Origin of the sequence: Rhodococcus sp. T9N (assembly GCF_024436645.1) — a bacterium.
Classification (GTDB): Bacteria; Actinomycetota; Actinomycetes; order Mycobacteriales; family Mycobacteriaceae; genus Rhodococcus_F; species Rhodococcus_F qingshengii.
In genome coordinates this window covers 12,728-28,291 of sequence record NZ_JAMSKS010000003.1, presented here as the reverse complement: position 1 = coordinate 28,291, position 15,564 = coordinate 12,728, and the positions used below count along the sequence as shown (strand labels likewise).

Genomic DNA, 15,564 nt, shown 5'->3' with positions numbered 1-15,564 from the left:
TCTCCAAACGTGCCGCCACGGCCGGCCCATCGGGACGAAAGGACTTCACATGGCACCTCCGATCACCTCCACCGGATCCACGAACTCGACCGAGGAACATCCGAATGCGAACGCGCGCCGCGCCGCCGTTTCGGGCTTCCTCGGCAGCACCCTCGAGTACTACGACTTCTTCATCTACGGCTCCGCGGCCGCGCTGGTGTTCCCCAAGATCTTCTTCCCCGGCGGCGGATCAACGGCAACCCTGCTCTCGATCAGCACCTTAGGTGTCGCCTACGTCGCCCGCCCGCTCGGCGCGGTGCTTTGGGGACACCTCGGCGATCGGTACGGACGCAAGAACGCGCTTCTCGCCTGCCTGCTCCTCATGGGTGTTGCGACGGTCATCGTCGGTTGCCTGCCGACCTACGACCAGATCGGCATCGCCGCGCCGATCATTCTCGTCTTGCTTCGCCTTCTTCAAGGGCTCTCTGCGGGCGGTGAATCACCCGGCTCTTCGGCACTGACGCTCGAACACGCACCTGATCACCGTCGTTCGTTCTTCACCTCGTTCACCATGAGCGGGATCATGTTCGGCATCGTCGTCTCCAGCCTGGTATTCATCCCAGTGGCGAGCCTGCCCGACGAAGACCTCTACTCGTGGGGTTGGCGAGTTCCCTTCTGGCTCAGCATCATCGTGACCGTCGTCGCGCTGTGGCTACGTCGCGCCCTGGATGAGCCGGAGGTATTCGAGGAACTCAAGGAACAGGACGAGACGGCCGGAATTCCCGTCGTCGAGATGTTCCGCTCGCACTGGCGCACCGTGATCCGTATCAGCATGAGCTCGACCTTCGCGATGATCAACACCATCGTCAACGTCTTCGCCCTGGCGTACGCCGTCGAATCCGGCTTCGAGCGCTCCACGATGCTGTGGGCAATCGCGACCGCCAATTTTGTTGCCGTACTGACTCAGCCGCTGTTCGGCATCCTCTCGGATCGCTACGGACGCAAGCCCATCTTCGTCGTCGGCGCGATCGGAGCCGGCCTGATGATCTTCGTCTTCTTCCATTCGATCGGAACCCAAAGCGTCCCCATGGTCTTCGCTTCGGGAATCGTCATGATCGGCATCTTCTACGCCATGCCCAACGGCACGTACCCGGCGTACTTCCCGGAGCAGTTCCCCGCGAAGGTCCGATACACCGGAATGGCCGTCAGCCTCATGCTCGGACTCCTTGTTGCCGGCTTCACACCGGCTATCGCTCAGGCGATTTCAGCCGGAGACAAGAGCAACTGGACACCGGTTGCCTGGATGTGCCTGGGCTTCGCCGTCGTCTCCGCCATCGCGGCAATGACCGGACCGGAAACGTACCGCACGCCCACAGCAGAACTGGGCCAACCGAAGCCGAGCCTGCCGATCAAGCAGGACTCAGAGCTCACCAGCAACAACGCTTGACCGGACCGGCCCCTCGCGCTGAATTGCCGCGAGGGGCCGTCCCCACTTATGCAGGAGAATGTCATGACCACCGAATACACACGTCACCGTATCGGCCTTGTCGGGTCGGGTATCGCCACCTCACTCTCGCCCGCGTTGCACGCACACGAAGCAGCAGCACTGGGACTCGACGATTACAGCTACGAACTGGTAGATCTCGAGAACCTGAACATCTCGGTCGAGAAAACCGGTGAGGTGGTGCGTGGCGCCGTCGCGGGCGATTTCACCGGACTGAACATCACCCACCCGTGCAAGCAGGTTGTCGTGGACGCGCTCGACGAGCTGTCCGACAACGCGCGGTTGCTCGGTGCCGTCAACACGGTTGTGGTCGACAACGGCCGTTTGATCGGCCACAACACAGACCACAGCGGATTCCTCACAGCACTGCAGCGCGGTTTGCCCGACGCCGCCTTGGACCGAGTGGTGCTTGCCGGGGCAGGAGGGGCGGGTTCCGCTGTGGCATACGCACTCGCCGCCGCCGGCACCACGGATCTTCGCATCGCAGATATTGATCCCGCTCGCGCTGCCGATGTGTGTTCTCGCGTCGCCTCGGCCTTCCCTGGCACGCGCACAACGGCTTTGGCGATCGATGAGATCGCCGTCAACCTGACTACGTGCGACGGCGTCGTCAACGCATCTCCGATCGGCATGGTGGGTCACCCCGGAACTCCCTTCGACCCTGCGGCGTTGCATTCCGGATTGTGGGTCGCTGACATCGTTTATCGACCGATGCGCACCGAATTGCTCGACGCTGCAGCTGCTCTCGGATGCGCAGTTCTCGACGGTGGGCAGATGCTGGTGGCTCAAGCCTCTGACACCTTCACACTCCTGACTGGTGTCGAAGCCGATACGGATCGCATGCGCAGCCATCTGAGCGAGCTGCTCTCCGAGACGGCATGCGCATGAGCACAACCGAACACCTACTTTCTCGCGAAGTACCAGGAGCACTGATGAATGTGACTGCGCCTTTCGCCGAACCTCTCGACATGGGCAGCGTCCGCCTCCGGAACCGGTTCGTGTCGGCCCCGATGGAACGCAACTACTGCGAAAACGACGGCACCATGACGGACGAGTACATCGCGTACCTCGCTCGCCGCGCCGAAGGCGGTGCGGCACTGATCTTCACCGAAGCGAGCTACGTGCGTGCCGACGGCAAGGGTCGCATCCGGCAGATGGGCGTCGACGTCGACGAACGGATTCCCGGCATCAAGAAGATGGCCGACGCGATCCACGCTCACGGCGCCCTCGTCGGAGTCGAACTCAACCACGGTGGACGTACGGCGCAAGGTTCTGTCAGCGGGTTTGTTCCCGTTGCCCCGACACCGATTCCGTGTTTGGTTGTCGGCGGCGAGATGCCAGAACAACTCGACGGCGACGACATCGAGCACATCATCGAATGTTTCGGTGAAGCCGCGGCACGCTGCCAGCAGGCCGGCGTCGACGTCATCTCCCTGCACGGTGGCCACGGGTATCTGATCCACCAGTTCCTCTCCCCTGCTTACAATCACCGCGACGACGAGTGGGCCGACCCCACCTTGTTCGTCAACAAGGTCATCGCCTCCGTCCACGAGCACGCACCGGGAATCACTCTGGGACTCCGATTCTCAGCCTTCGAAGGCATCGACGGCGGACTCGACGCCGAGATGACTCGCGCTCGCATCGGCGCCATCGACACCGACCGACTCGATTTCCTCGACGTCTCGGCCGGCAACTACGAAGCGGGACAGTGGATCATCCAGCCCGGTGAATGGTCGCGCGGTCTCCTCGCGCCGTACTCCGAGCAGTACCAGCGCGACTTCGACATCCCGGTGGGAGTGGCCGGACGCATCACGTCGCCGGAGATCGCTGCGCGGATCATCGAATCCGGGCAGGCGAACTTCGTCAGCATGGCTCGTACGCTGCACGCAGATCCGGACTTCCCGAATCGCGCCATCGACGGTGGCCGGTACCGCCCTTGCATTGCCTGCAACTACTGCATCGACAGCCTGGCCGCCGGCCCCATTCCCTGCTCCGTCAACCCGTGGGTCGGCCGCGAATTGGATCAGCCTACAAAGCCGGCTGATGCCACCGTGCGGGTCGCCGTCATCGGTGCCGGGCCGTCGGGAATGGCCGCTGCCCGCGACCTCGCACTTGCCGGTCACCGCGTCGACCTGTACGACGAGCGACCCAGCCTCGGTGGCGACTTCGCTCTGGCATCGAAGCTTCACGAGTATCCCGAATATGGACGGATCGTGGACTGGTACGCCGCGGAACTGGCTGAACTCGGGGTCCACTGCCACACCTCGACCCGGGTAGATGCTGCTTTGCTCTCCGGTGTCGATTTCGACGCCATAGTTCTTGCCGCCGGCGGCGTCGGCCCCGTGGTCGATCTCCCCGGAGCAGCAACCCGTACCGTTCGCGACGTCCGCGAATTCCTCGTCTCCGGCGATCCAGCTCCTGCCGCTGTCACCATCTTCGGCGCCGACCGTGAGGCTGCGGCCGTCGCCGACGATCTCCTTCAGAAGGGCACCCAGGTCGTGATGATCGGCCCGCAGGAAACCATCGCGCACGACGTCGGACGCCGCGGAAAGATCGTGCTGCTGCCGCGCCTGGCCGCAAGTGAGAACCTCACGACCTACCTCAGCTCGATCGTCACCACAGTCGCCGCTGACCGCGTCACGATTTCGACGGCCGGTGTGCTGAGCGAGGTCGATGCTCCGGGCGAACTGCTGATCTCGCAAGGCGTCGAGCCGCGTTCGGAACTTCTTGCCGAACTCCGTTCACTGGCACCACGACTCGGAGTACATACCGTCGGCGACGCGAGCGGTGACGGCGGGTCCATCCATGCCGCACTCGTGACCGCAGCCGACGTTGCCGTCGCGATCACCGCCGCCGCTGCGGCACGTCAGGAGGTTCACGCATGACCACACAGGCAGCCACACCCGTGGCAACTGCATTGCCGCCCATTGGACTCGGAACCTGGCCCCTGGTCGGTGCCGACGCCACGAACTCGGTTCTCTCCGGCATCGAGGCCGGGTACCGCCTCATCGACACCGCCGCGATCTACGGCAACGAGGGCGCCGTCGGTGTGGCGCTGGCGGAATCAGGTGTGCCGCGAGAAGAACTGTTCGTCACCACCAAACTTCGTGGCAACGACCAGGTTTCCGGCGACATTCGGGGCGCCCTCGAGCAGAGTCTGGAACTACTGGGACTCGACCAGCTGGATCTGTTCCTGATCCACTGGCCACTCCCGCGAATCGATCGCTATGTCGCGTCGTTCGAGTCGATGCTGGCCTGCCGCGACGCCGGACTGGTTCGGTACGTGGGTGTGTCGAACTTCCTCGAGCACCACCTGCGCCGCGTCGTCGCCGAAACCGGCGAGGCACCGACAGTCAACCAGATTCAGATGGACCCGTCGCTCGCTCGGATCCCGGTTCGCCGCGCAAACGACGAACTTGGCATCTTCACTCAGTCGTGGAGTCCGCTCGGCCGGGGTGATGTGCTCGACAACGCCGTGGTCGGGGAGATCGCCGGTCGAATCGGTTGCACACCAGCTCAAGTGGTCCTCGCTTGGCACGTCGCGCAGGGTGTGGTTCCGGTCGCGCGATCAGCGAACCCGACGCGTCAGGCCGAGAACCTGGCAGCACTCGACGTCACCCTCACCAGCGAGGACATCGAAGCACTGAACAGTCTCGACCGCGGCGAATCTGCGGCGCGGGACGTCGAAGCAGAGGAACATTTCTGATGACGTTGAAAGTCGGAATCGTCGGCTGCGGCAAGATCGCCGGCAACCATGCCCGCGCGCTGCAACAAGTCCCCGGTGTCGAGGTGATCGGCTGCTGCGATCCCGATCTCGGACGCGCCCAGGAGTTCGCGGCAGCGCACGGCATTCCCGCAGCCGTGAGTTCAGTGGAGCAACTTCTCGCCCTCGGACTCGACGCCTGCACCGTTTGCACGCCGCACCCGGTACATGAAGAGGTAGTCGTGGCCGCTGCCGAAGCGGGTGTACATGTTTTGTGCGAGAAGCCCATCGCGGTCGATGTTGCTGCCGCCGACCGCATGATCGAGGCCGCCGACCGCGCCGGTATCACGTTCGGGGTGCTCTTCCAACGCCGATTCTGGCCGGCAGCACGTCGGATCCGCGACGCCATCGACGACGGGCGGATCGGACTACCCATGCTCGGTGAGGCGTCGGTGATCCTGCATCGCCCATCGAGTTACTACTCGGCCGACGCCTGGCGTGGACGCTGGGACACCGACGGCGGTGGCGTGCTCATGACACAGGCCGTGCACCAGATCGACATGCTGGTCTGGTTCATGGGCGAAGCCGTCTCGGTCAGTGGCTTCATCCGCACTCACACGCACGGCGACCACATCGAGACGGAAGACAGCGCGTCAGCAGTGATTTCGTTTGCTTCAGGCGGCACCGCAACCGTCACAGCGACAACGGGTGCCAATCACAACCTGGGCAACCGCGTCACGGTGATCGCGCGCACCGGTGCCATCGCCAGTGTCCTCGAGTTCCCCGAAGGGCACGAGGGTGTCAACGAAATCTGGACGGTGCCGGGCGAAGTGGAGTTCCGGTCGCCGTACTCTGCCGACATCGACGCGAATCTCGATGTGGGCGCGGTCAATGCGGCACTGACCGATTTCCACACCTTGCAGGTGCAAGACTTCGCCGACGCGGTCCTGACCGGGCGCGAACCCGCCGTCACCGGTCGAGACGCGCGCGCGTCACTTGCCATCATCGCCGCAATCTACGAATCGTCACGAACGGGCAAGGTTGTCGAGCTGACATCGACACCGACCCTCGCAACAACTGCCAAGGAGCAGAAATGAGTAGCAGTACCCCCCTCACCTACGACGTAGTTGTCGTGGGCTCCGGCGCAGGCGGGCTTTCCACAGCAATTGCCGCAGCACATGGCGGCGCTTCCGTACTCGTCGTCGAGAAGGCCGACACCTGCGGCGGCGCAACGGCCTGGTCGGGCGGGTGGATGTGGACCCCACGCAACATGTTTGCCATCGCCGACGGGGTTGTCGAGGATCGCTCGGCACCGCGGACATATCTGGAAAACCGACTCGGCGACAACTTCGACGCCGCCAAAGTTGATGCACTCCTCGACGGCGCCCCGGAGATGGTCGAGTTCTTCGAACGCAAGACTGCTCTGAAGTTCGTGCCCGGAGCCAAGATCGCCGATATTCACGGTGACACACCGGGCGCCGGCACGGGTCACCGTTCCGTCGGACCGAAACCGGTGAGTCTGCGAAAGCTCGGACCAGATGTCGCGGCGCTACTGCGTCGGCAGCTGTACGAAACGTCGTTCCTCGGTATGGGCATCATGGCCGGGCCCGACCTGCAGGCTTTCCTGCACTCGACCCGCTCACCAAAAGCCTTTGTGCACTGTGGTGTTCGGGTGACTAAGCACATGTTCGATCTCGCCACCAAGCGTCGTGGTCAGCAACTCGTCAACGGCACTGCGCTTATCGGCATGATGCTTCGCTCAGCGCTCGATCTCGGCGTCGAGTTTCGGGTGAAGACGTCCGCGACCGCGTTGCAGACCGATGACGACGGCCGCGTTGTCGGCGTCCGCCTCGAAGGTCCGGACGGCGCGTACTCGGTAACTGCCCGACGTGGTGTCGTACTCGCCACCGGCGGCTTCGCACAGGACATCGACCGACGACGCGAACTGTTCCCGCGCACCCCCACCGGCAACGAGCACTGGTCACTCACCCCGAAGACAACCACCGGCGACGGCATCACCCTCGGCGAATCCGTGGGTGGTCGCCTCGACCGCACCCTCGCCTCCCCCGTCGCGTACTGCCCCGTCTCCATCGTTCGCTACCGCAACGGCAAGGAAGGTGTGTTCCCGCACATCCTCGATCGCGGAAAGCCCGGTGTCATCGGAGTTCTCGCGAACGGCAAGCGGTTTGTCAACGAAGCACTCGGCTATCACGACTACACACTCGCGATGGTCGAGCAGGTTCCCGAGGGCGAAGAGGTGTGCTCGTGGTTGATTGCCGATCAACAGTATGTGCGATACCTCCCGCTGGGCATGGCGAAGCCCTTGCCGATCCCGATCCAGCCGTACCTGCGCTCGGGGTACCTCACGCGTGGGCGCACTCTTCGGGACTTGGCCGAGAAGATCGGCGTCGACCCCGTGCAGTTGGAGAAAACCGTCGCAGCTTTCAATATCGGGGCCGTGGCCGGTGAAGACCCCGAGTTCGGTCGCGGTACAACACCGTTCAACCGAGGTTCCGGAGATGCTTCCAATCCGTGGCCGAACCCGTCGCTCGCGCCCTTGCAGAAGGGCCCGTACTACGCGGTGAAAGTCGTGCCAGGGAGTTTCGGCACCTTCGCCGGACTGGTCACGGACTCGTCGTCGCAGGTTCTCGATGACAACGACCGCCCCATCGAGGGGTTGCTCGCCGTCGGCGTCGATCAGGCGAGCGTGATGGGCGGGCACTACCCGTCCGGGGGCATCAACCTCGGACCGGCCATGACATTCGGTTACCTGGCCGGCCGGGAACTGGCCGGAGCCGAGACAGTTGGAGCGCACGCATGACACTCTCACTCGGACTGGCAGCCCTCACAGTGCTCGACACCGCACCGATGCAGCACGTCGCCTTGGCTGAAAAGCACGGCTTCGACACCATCGGTATCCGTCTGATGCCTGCGGCACCAGGTACGACGGCCTACCCTCTGCACGAGGACAAGCAGTCGTTGGACGAACTGGTGCGTCGACTGGGCGATTCACCGGTCGAGGTATTCGACCTCGAAATCATCCGTCTTGCAGCCGACTTCGACCCCACCGACTACGCTCCGCTGCTCGAAGCCGGAGCACAGCTCGGAGCCAAAGCCGTTCTGGTGGGCGGCGACGACCGCGACCGCGCTCGGCTCACGGACTCCTATGCCCGCCTCGCTGAACTGTGCGCGAACTACGGCATCGTCGCCTCGCTCGAATTCATGCCGTGGACTGCGGTGCCCGATGCGCGTGCGGCCATCGAGATCGTCTCGGCGGCAGACGGTCCGGCTCGCAGTGTCCTCGTCGACGCATTGCACACCGACCGCTCGGCGACAACGCTCGAGGATCTTGCGTCCATCCCTCGCGAGTGGTTGCACTACGCCCAGATGTGCGACGGTTCGACCCCCGCTCCCACTGGGGACGCAGAGCTGATCCGTCAGGCCCGCGAGGAGCGTCTGGTGCCCGGCACCGGCGGCATAGCCCTGGCCGACATCTGGTCGACTTTGCCTGCCGGACTGCCGGTCAGCATCGAACTGCCCAACGAGCCACTGCGCCGCGCCGTCGGCACCGACGCCTGGCTGGAGCGCCTGGTCGAGGCCACGCGAGAAGTGTTGGCCTAGCGGCCCTGTGCGCCTTTTTGGTAGTTGGCGCTACCAAAAAGGCGCACGGGGGCGTCAGCCCCTCCGAGCCGCAACGGCCTGCGCCAGACGGTCCAACTGCGCTGCGGTGGTGGACCAGTCGATGCACGCGTCGGTGATCGACTGACCGTAGGTGAGCTCGTCCGCCTTGCCCAAGGTCAGGTCCTGACGGCCGGCCTCGATGAAACTCTCCAACATGACGCCCGCGATTCCCTGCTCGCCCTCGGTCAGACGTCGGGCAATGTCGTCGAGCACGATGACCTGACGCTCATGGTCCTTGCTGCTGTTACCGTGGCTCGCGTCGATGACCACGCGCTCGGGCAGGTTCGACTTACGCAGGCGGGCAAGGGTGTCCGCGACGGTCTCGGCATCGTAGTTCGGTCCGTCGCTACCGCCACGAAGAATGACATGGCAGTCGGGGTTGCCCGCGGTACGGATCAAGGCAGCCTGGCCGTCGAGGTCCGTTCCGGGGAACACGTGGCTCGCGGCCGCGGCGCGGGTGCCGTCGACGGCTACCTGTACGTCGCCTTCGGTGGAGTTCTTGATACCGACGGGCATGGACAGCGCGCTGCACAGCTGACGGTGAACCTGACTGGCGGCGGTCCGGGCGCCGATCGCACCGTAGCTGACCAGGTCGGCAATGTACTGAGGCATGATCGGATCAAGGAACTCGCAGCCGACAGGCAGGCCCAGGCTCGACACGTCGAGAAGCAACTTGCGGCCGATACCGAGCCCGGTGTTGATGTCGAACGTGCCGTCGAGGTGGGGGTCGTTGAGCAGGCCCTTCCACCCGAGTGTGGTGCGCGGCTTTTCGAAGTAGACGCGCATGACGATGTGCAGATCGTCCCGCAGTTCTTCGGCCTTGGCGGCCAACCGGCGGGCGTAGTCCATCGCCGCTTCCGGATCGTGCACAGAGCACGGACCGACTACGACGATCAAACGATCGTCGTCACCGTTGAGGATGTTGATGGTGTCGGCCCGACCGGTGCGCACAGTGGCGGCCGCGACTTCGTCCGGAGCGTGCTGAGCCCGAACAGTCGCCGGTGACACGAGCGGACTGATACTCACAGTGCGCTGATCGTCGAGGCTGTCCGAAGCTGCGGTGGTGTCGATGGTGACAGTCATGGGGTTTTCGGTTTCCTGTTCTCAGGCCGACCCCAGAGATGAAGAGAAACTCCAGCGAGCCGGTCTGTAGTCCGGCTCTTGGGTGGAGGTTGTCAGCGCGTGGTTACGCCGGCAGGCCCACCCGGGGCCGGCCTGCTAAACCAGAAATAGACGCGCTGCATGTCGGCCACGATACCTCGAGTTCGGATCAGATGGGCGCGCCCCTCCACAACGAGCCGAATCCGAGGGGAGAGTCCCGTGGCACGAGTCCGTGATAAATGGCCAAATCCGCTGAGCGATTGGCGCTTTCGAGCAAGGCTGCGGCTACGGAATTCGAATACGTTGGTCAGGCACCTGCCAATGCCCGGAACATCAGATGGAGCTGCGCCTTCTCATGCCTGTGATCGAATCGACCGAAACCTTCCACCCGACGGTGTCCCCTTTTGCGACCGATACCCCCTTGCAGTCGACAAGAGATGTGGACGGCGAGTTCACCCGTCTGATCGATTCCTTGACACGACGCGGATTCCTGGCCGGTGCGGCGGCGCTCGGTGCACTAGGCGCACTCTCTGCATGTTCGAGCGAATCCAGCGGCACCGAAGCCTCGGACGAGTGGGTCGACATCGTCGTCGCGGACCAGGCCTACCGCCTGCCGCGGGACCCCAAGCGTGTCGTTTTGCTCGAAGCCCGCGGGGCCCTCGATTTTGCACTACTTGCCGAGTACCCGATCGTCGCGACCAATTGGGATCCGAAGTCTCAACTCATGCGCCAGGTACCCGCCGGCGCGGCTCGCCTCGGTGGGACGAACAACGAACCGAATGCCGAATCGATACTGAGCCACGACCCCGATCTTTTGGTCGTCGGGAAAGGCTGGTGGAATTACTACCAGGACAAGGGCCTGCTCGGCACTGACATCGCACCGGTGCTCGTCGTCGACGAGGGCACGACGGGCTCGTCGTGGAAGCAGGCCATGACCGCGCAGCTCACGGCTCTCGATCGCCGCGAAGTCGCCGAACGCGTCATCGCCCGACACAACGCCGAACTTGCACAAGCGCGGGCCAAGATCGGTGGTCTCCTCGAAGGCAAGTCGATTGCGATCGCCGGCGCAGACAGCGGTCAGATCTGGCTGCAGAACAACACGTTCGCCGTCTCGGTTGCGCAGGACCTCGGCTTGAACGTCTTGACCGACGCTGCCCATGCCGCACCTGATCGGAAGGATTCGACTTTCTACAGCCTCGAGGAGCTTGCGATCTTCGACCAGGCCGACTTCGTCTTGCTACAGAACCCCGACGCTGTTGAAGCCGAGTCGCCCACGTGGAAACGAGTCCGCGCTGTCCAGGACGGCCATGTCGGGCATCTGCGATACGACCTCAACAACGGCCTCGCTCTGACTGCGATGGCCCTGGCCGCTGACATCGCCGAGCAGGTACAGGTCATGCGCTGACGTCTTCGGGATCGCCTTCCGAATCAGAAATCAACCGGATTCTCTGTCATACGAACAGTCGATACTGACTCACTCGGAAACGGATTATGTTGTCACCTGCCCGTGCTCTTCGCACGTCAGAGGGTGTTTCTCCGAACGCCCTGTTTCTCCGAACGCTAGGTGACCAATGACGCAGAACCCGTACTACGGCCAGCAACAACCGGTCGGCCCTCCGCCGGACAACAATCTGGTCTGGGCGATTCTCGTGACAGTGTTCTGCTGCCTCCCGCTCGGCATCGTCTCGATCGTCAAATCAAGCCAGGTCAACACTTTGTGGGCGCAAGGTCAGTTCGACGCTGCGCGAAAATCAGCTGACGATGCCAAGAAGTTCGCCTTGTGGTCAGTCGGCGCAGGTGTTGCCGTCGCTGTTCTGTACTTCCTTTTTGTCGTCGTCCTTGCCGGATCGAGTTCCCTGTGACCGCCGACGCCGACCGGCGACACTGATCGACGGCCAAACACCGAACTGCAATGACACCGAATTGTGGTGACACCGAGAACGATGACATATCACGACTCGCCGCACTGAAGGCGCCAGCGGCAGTTGCGTTCACGGCAATTGCGCTGTGCGCCTTCATCTCCTGGAGTGACCCCACCACACCTGGTGGGGTCATTCCCGTTTGTCCGACCAAAGCGCTGTTCAACGTCAATTGTCCCGGTTGCGGTAGCACTCGGATGGTGTACAGCCTCATCCACGGCGATTTCGGTGCAGCGATGCGTTTCAATGTGTTTGGCCTCGTGATGCTGCTTGCACTGGCGTTCACGTACGTCTCGTGGACGACCGCCCGCACCCGTGGAAGACCCGTCGTGCTCTGGCATCAGTTGCGCTGGTCACCGGCTGTGATCTTGACACTCGTGTTGATCTGGACGACGGTCCGCATAGCCCCGATCCCGATATTTGCCAGTCTCCGCGTCTAGGCCGGATCTCCTCACGCGTCCAAACGGAATACACCTCGCACCTGGCGTACGCCGTTGATCTGCACCTCGACGGCATGTTCGCCGGCGTAGTACTTCCGGGTGCTGATCGGTTTGAAGGAATGCCTCTTCGCGATACGGGCCGGCACCCCGGGTTCCAGCGTTCGTGTTGTCAGTTTGAAGACCTTGGGCGTCGTCTGCCCGTTGGCCTTCACGTGGTGGACGATGTAATCGATCACGACGGTGACGGACTCGCTGCCGTTGTTCGTGACGGCGAAGTCGAAGGTGAGTTCTCCACCCGCATCAACTGTTTCGCGGTCGATGACGAACCCCTCGACCACGACGTCGGTGGGCGGCGAGAACCCCAAGAGGGACAGAGCATCTGGATCGCCGGCCTTGATCAACGTCCGCAATGCATGTTTGACGATTTTCAGTGTGTTGGCATCCGGTGTCTGCAGCCAACGCTTCGCAGTCGATACTGCGAGCGCAGCGTCAGCACGACTGAGATCGTTGAGATGGTTTGCGACCGAACGTCGTACATATTCCGAATCATCCCGATACAGCTCGTCGAGAATGACGATTGTCGACTCGGGACGCGCCGTCAATTCTTTCACTCGTCTTCCCCAGGGCAAACGAGTACGAGTGCCTTCGGTCGCCAAGCGCCGGACGTGTTCGTCTTCATGGCCGGTCCAGGTGAGTGCGATCGCCAGCGAACGGTCAAGGTTCGTTTCGAGAAATGAGCGAATTGCGAATTCGGCCGTCAGACGCGACGTCAACTCTGCAAGCAGAGCCATTCCCTCGTCGAAATCCGACTCGGAGCCACTTCGTGTCGCCGTGACGGCGACGGCTTCGGTCACCGGCCAGATCATCCAACCGGTGAAGGTCTCTTCTGAAAGCGCACGGCGGATGATCTCGGCGAAGGCCGGAAGATCTCGAGACAGTTCGGCAGTCATCGCATCCCGCACAACGCGCGTACGTTCGCCGAGACTCATACCGTCGAATTCGGATGTACTACCCCGAACGAGGGCGAGGCGTGTGTGACCGGAGGCTCGCTCTAGACAGCCTGCCAGATCGGCGACGACGGATTTCCCGAGCAGTTCGTCAGCGGTGGGCATCAGGGGCACACCGTGAGAGCGGAAATCCGATCACCGTCGAGAGTGAAATGGTGATGTAACTGGACGGGGCTTCCGGGAAAATCACCCTCGACCTTCACCGACACGACAACGGCCGAGCCTGGGGTGTTGACCGACTCGATCTTCTGGGTGAAGGTGAACGCCGTCGACACGGCGGACTTCCACGCCACGATTTCTTCGATCCCGACATACGTCCGGCCGTCGTCACGAACCACTGCGTCTTCGGTGAAAACGCCGCGGACGTCGCCGCCGTCGAAATACGCGCGCGCTGCGCCTGGCACCTTCGCTGAGTCGATCATTCGCGAAGAGTACTGCTGGGGTCCGACAGGTTCGGCGAACTCACTGCCCGAGCAGACGCCGCCAACTGAATCTCCATCAACAGCCTGGCCGACGGCTCGGAGAGGTCGGTATCCGTGATCTCCTCGACCCTCTTGATCCGATACCTGAGGGTGTTCGGGTGAATCCGAAGCTGCTCGGATGCACGTCGGACATCGCCCGAATGTGCGAGGTAAACGGAGATGCTTTCGCGCATGTTCGACCCGTTGCGTCTGTCGTAGACGTCCAGGGCGTCGACTCTCGGATCGTGCAGTTGCTCGTCGGCCGCAATGGTGTCCATGATTTCGCCCAGCAGCACCGGTGTGCGCGAGTCCGCGAGGGTGGTCACACGAACATCCCCCGACGTTCCGTCCAAGACCCGATCCACTTCGGCCCGAGCCTGGGCCACCTCCGCAAGCGTCGAAACCGGCGACGAGACCGCGGCCCGTAGCCCCGAAGGCGACACCTTGTCCAAACGCGCGACAACTTCGCGGGTCCACGAGACTGTGGATTTCACGGATTGGGTTCGCGGAAACAGCACATAGATCCGGGTGCCGACGGCACTCACCAGCGATTCACGCTGAAAGGCGCTGGCGTGCAGTCGCAAAGACGACACGAGTTCGCCCGAAGACGGCAGCCCACCGTTTCCGATACTCGCCACTCCGACCACCATCGCCGGTCCGGACATCGGGATGGTCAACGAGGCCGCGAGCGAAGGAACGTCGACACCGCCGCCGCGAACCCCGAGCAACCGCTGAATCTGTATCGCCTCGTTACTCGGCGCGTCTCGGAAGCGCGAAATCAGCCGAGCAGCAACGGCCGCGGCACCGCGGAGCACGCTGTCGGCATCGCCGGCAATGGGAACCGGGCCTTCCTGCACCCAGATCGTGCCGAGAAGATCAGAGCTGAAACCGCTCTCCCCCTTGACATTGTCGGATATTCTCCGAATCGGAACCACCAACCGTCGCCTGATCGCAAGGTCGTCGTGAGCGGGCACCTCCACTACGTCGTCGCTTCGCCGCAGGCTCTCGAAGACGCCCCACTCCTGTAGCTTTCTGAGGTATTCGCGAGGTCCTTCGCGGCCGAGGATTGATTGCCGACGTAGCTCGTCCGCAGCATCTCCCGATGCCGAATAGGCCAAGACGTGGGAATGCTCGTCCTCGATGCTGACCATCCCCCGCGTGATTGCGGCGACGTTCTGCGCCAGCTCGAACAAGTCTGTGTCACTACCGAATACGATGTCGTCCGAATCCTGTCGGGACACCGAATGATCGAGCACGCCCCGGATGGTCGTGAACAATCGATCCCAACGAGCATCCGGATGGACCGCTATCAAGGCGATCCCGGCGCGCTGTGCCGCCGCACGCACCGACGTGTCCGAGGCCTCCTTCGACATGACGGCCCGAGGCGCTGATCCCTTCTGATCGAGGCGGTTCAGCCAGGCCGCCAATTCGGCTGCGCCGATACCGACAGCGAGCCAGAACTCAGAGGATTCGACGGCCGCGGTTCTGGGGCGCGTGAGGTCCCCGACCTCTGCGAACACCACGGAGTCGACGAAGACGTCATCACCCGACGGCGCGAGGACGAGCTCGACAAAAGCTCCGCCCAGCGCCCGAAGGACCGCGTCGAGCCTGACCCCACGGATAGACACGTACCACCCACTCCCCGGACCGTCGCAACGCCTCAACTTCGAGAATAGTGCATTTTCCTGCGAAAACGGTTCAGCCGATCGGACAAACACGGACACCGATGTTTGGCCGCTCAGCGGATTACTCGCCGACGTCTTTCGACT

General features: G+C 63.1%; 14 protein-coding genes. 10 read left to right on the top strand and 4 right to left on the bottom strand.

The annotated features are described in order from the left end of the window. The first annotated feature begins 49 nt into the window (after positions 1-49). The 7 genes from M1L53_RS06505 to M1L53_RS06475 all read left to right on the top strand — a co-directional run bounded on the left by M1L53_RS06505 (position 50) and on the right by M1L53_RS06475 (position 8,807). Positions 50-1,426: an MFS transporter gene (locus tag M1L53_RS06505; protein WP_047270985.1), complete on the top strand. Its 1,377-nt coding sequence runs from the start codon at positions 50-52 to the stop codon at positions 1,424-1,426. Positions 1,427-1,489: 63 nt separating this feature from the next. Continuing rightward, on the top strand, positions 1,490-2,371 hold the full coding sequence (locus M1L53_RS06500) for a shikimate dehydrogenase (RefSeq protein ID WP_047271196.1): 882 nt from the start codon (positions 1,490-1,492) through the stop codon (positions 2,369-2,371). Positions 2,372-2,415: 44 nt separating this feature from the next. Next, a complete protein-coding gene (locus M1L53_RS06495; protein ID WP_047270986.1) occupies positions 2,416-4,368 on the top strand; it encodes an FAD-dependent oxidoreductase in 1,953 nt (650 codons plus the stop codon). Continuing rightward, on the top strand, positions 4,365-5,189 hold the full coding sequence (locus M1L53_RS06490; RefSeq protein ID WP_054188892.1) for an aldo/keto reductase: 825 nt from the start codon (positions 4,365-4,367) through the stop codon (positions 5,187-5,189). Before M1L53_RS06495 ends, M1L53_RS06490 begins: the two co-directional genes overlap by 4 nt. Continuing rightward, positions 5,189-6,283, top strand: coding sequence for a Gfo/Idh/MocA family protein (locus M1L53_RS06485; RefSeq protein ID WP_054188893.1), 1,095 nt, complete (start codon positions 5,189-5,191; stop codon positions 6,281-6,283). Before M1L53_RS06490 ends, M1L53_RS06485 begins: the two co-directional genes overlap by 1 nt. Further along, positions 6,280-8,007 carry an FAD-dependent oxidoreductase gene (locus M1L53_RS06480; protein WP_054188894.1) on the top strand — a complete coding sequence of 576 codons (1,728 nt, stop codon included), beginning with the start codon at positions 6,280-6,282 and terminating at the stop codon, positions 8,005-8,007. Before M1L53_RS06485 ends, M1L53_RS06480 begins: the two co-directional genes overlap by 4 nt. Continuing rightward, positions 8,004-8,807 carry a sugar phosphate isomerase/epimerase gene (locus tag M1L53_RS06475; RefSeq protein WP_054188895.1) on the top strand — a complete coding sequence of 268 codons (804 nt, stop codon included), beginning with the start codon at positions 8,004-8,006 and terminating at the stop codon, positions 8,805-8,807. The genes M1L53_RS06480 and M1L53_RS06475 overlap by 4 nt, the downstream gene beginning before the upstream one ends. A 54-nt stretch (positions 8,808-8,861) precedes the next feature. Here M1L53_RS06475 and M1L53_RS06470 read toward each other — a convergent pair whose 3' ends face one another. Further along, entirely contained in the window at positions 8,862-9,950 is a 1,089-nt protein-coding gene (locus M1L53_RS06470) for a 3-deoxy-7-phosphoheptulonate synthase (protein WP_003940571.1), read from the bottom strand. A 373-nt stretch (positions 9,951-10,323) separates the two neighbouring features. Here M1L53_RS06470 and M1L53_RS06465 point away from each other — a divergent pair, with 373 nt between their 5' ends. The 3 genes from M1L53_RS06465 to M1L53_RS06455 all read left to right on the top strand — a co-directional run bounded on the left by M1L53_RS06465 (position 10,324) and on the right by M1L53_RS06455 (position 12,327). Beyond that, positions 10,324-11,373, top strand: a complete 1,050-nt coding sequence (locus M1L53_RS06465; RefSeq protein ID WP_054188962.1) for an ABC transporter substrate-binding protein — start codon at positions 10,324-10,326, stop codon at positions 11,371-11,373. A 166-nt stretch (positions 11,374-11,539) separates the two neighbouring features. After that, positions 11,540-11,830, top strand: a complete 291-nt coding sequence (locus M1L53_RS06460; protein WP_003940575.1) for a CD225/dispanin family protein — start codon at positions 11,540-11,542, stop codon at positions 11,828-11,830. Positions 11,831-11,880: 50 nt separating this feature from the next. Then, positions 11,881-12,327, top strand: a complete 447-nt coding sequence (locus M1L53_RS06455) for a DUF2752 domain-containing protein (protein WP_054188896.1) — start codon at positions 11,881-11,883, stop codon at positions 12,325-12,327. Between the two features lie 11 nt (positions 12,328-12,338). On the opposite strand, the gene M1L53_RS06450 is transcribed toward M1L53_RS06455, so the two are convergent. Genes M1L53_RS06450 through M1L53_RS06440 form a run of 3 tightly spaced genes read right to left on the bottom strand, consistent with a single transcriptional unit; the run spans position 12,339 to position 15,423 of the window. Next, positions 12,339-13,439 carry a DNA alkylation repair protein gene (locus M1L53_RS06450; protein ID WP_054188897.1) on the bottom strand — a complete coding sequence of 367 codons (1,101 nt, stop codon included), beginning with the start codon at positions 13,437-13,439 and terminating at the stop codon, positions 12,339-12,341. Beyond that, on the bottom strand, positions 13,439-13,756 hold the full coding sequence (locus tag M1L53_RS06445; protein WP_007733586.1) for a nuclear transport factor 2 family protein: 318 nt from the start codon (positions 13,754-13,756) through the stop codon (positions 13,439-13,441). Before M1L53_RS06445 ends, M1L53_RS06450 begins: the two co-directional genes overlap by 1 nt. Further along, positions 13,753-15,423 carry a CdaR family transcriptional regulator gene (locus M1L53_RS06440; RefSeq protein WP_054188898.1) on the bottom strand — a complete coding sequence of 557 codons (1,671 nt, stop codon included), beginning with the start codon at positions 15,421-15,423 and terminating at the stop codon, positions 13,753-13,755. The genes M1L53_RS06445 and M1L53_RS06440 overlap by 4 nt, the downstream gene beginning before the upstream one ends. Positions 15,424-15,564: the final 141 nt, after the last annotated feature.

Bases quoted from the DNA above. Each gene is read 5' to 3' on its own strand.
- M1L53_RS06445 (WP_007733586.1), bottom strand. From the start codon at position 13,756: ATGATCGACTCAGCGAAGGTGCCAGGCGCAGCGCGCGCGTATTTCGAC.
- M1L53_RS06495 (WP_047270986.1), top strand. From the start codon at position 2,416: ATGAATGTGACTGCGCCTTTCGCCGAACCTCTCGACATGGGCAGCGTC.
- M1L53_RS06470 (WP_003940571.1), bottom strand. From the start codon at position 9,950: ATGACTGTCACCATCGACACCACCGCAGCTTCGGACAGCCTCGACGAT.
- M1L53_RS06475 (WP_054188895.1), top strand. From the start codon at position 8,004: ATGACACTCTCACTCGGACTGGCAGCCCTCACAGTGCTCGACACCGCA.
- M1L53_RS06480 (WP_054188894.1), top strand. From the start codon at position 6,280: ATGAGTAGCAGTACCCCCCTCACCTACGACGTAGTTGTCGTGGGCTCC.
- M1L53_RS06490 (WP_054188892.1), top strand. From the start codon at position 4,365: ATGACCACACAGGCAGCCACACCCGTGGCAACTGCATTGCCGCCCATT.
- M1L53_RS06450 (WP_054188897.1), bottom strand. From the start codon at position 13,439: ATGCCCACCGCTGACGAACTGCTCGGGAAATCCGTCGTCGCCGATCTG.
- M1L53_RS06500 (WP_047271196.1), top strand. From the start codon at position 1,490: ATGACCACCGAATACACACGTCACCGTATCGGCCTTGTCGGGTCGGGT.
- M1L53_RS06485 (WP_054188893.1), top strand. From the start codon at position 5,189: ATGACGTTGAAAGTCGGAATCGTCGGCTGCGGCAAGATCGCCGGCAAC.
- M1L53_RS06505 (WP_047270985.1), top strand. From the start codon at position 50: ATGGCACCTCCGATCACCTCCACCGGATCCACGAACTCGACCGAGGAA.
- M1L53_RS06460 (WP_003940575.1), top strand. From the start codon at position 11,540: ATGACGCAGAACCCGTACTACGGCCAGCAACAACCGGTCGGCCCTCCG.
- M1L53_RS06465 (WP_054188962.1), top strand. From the start codon at position 10,324: ATGCCTGTGATCGAATCGACCGAAACCTTCCACCCGACGGTGTCCCCT.
- M1L53_RS06455 (WP_054188896.1), top strand. From the start codon at position 11,881: ATGACACCGAATTGTGGTGACACCGAGAACGATGACATATCACGACTC.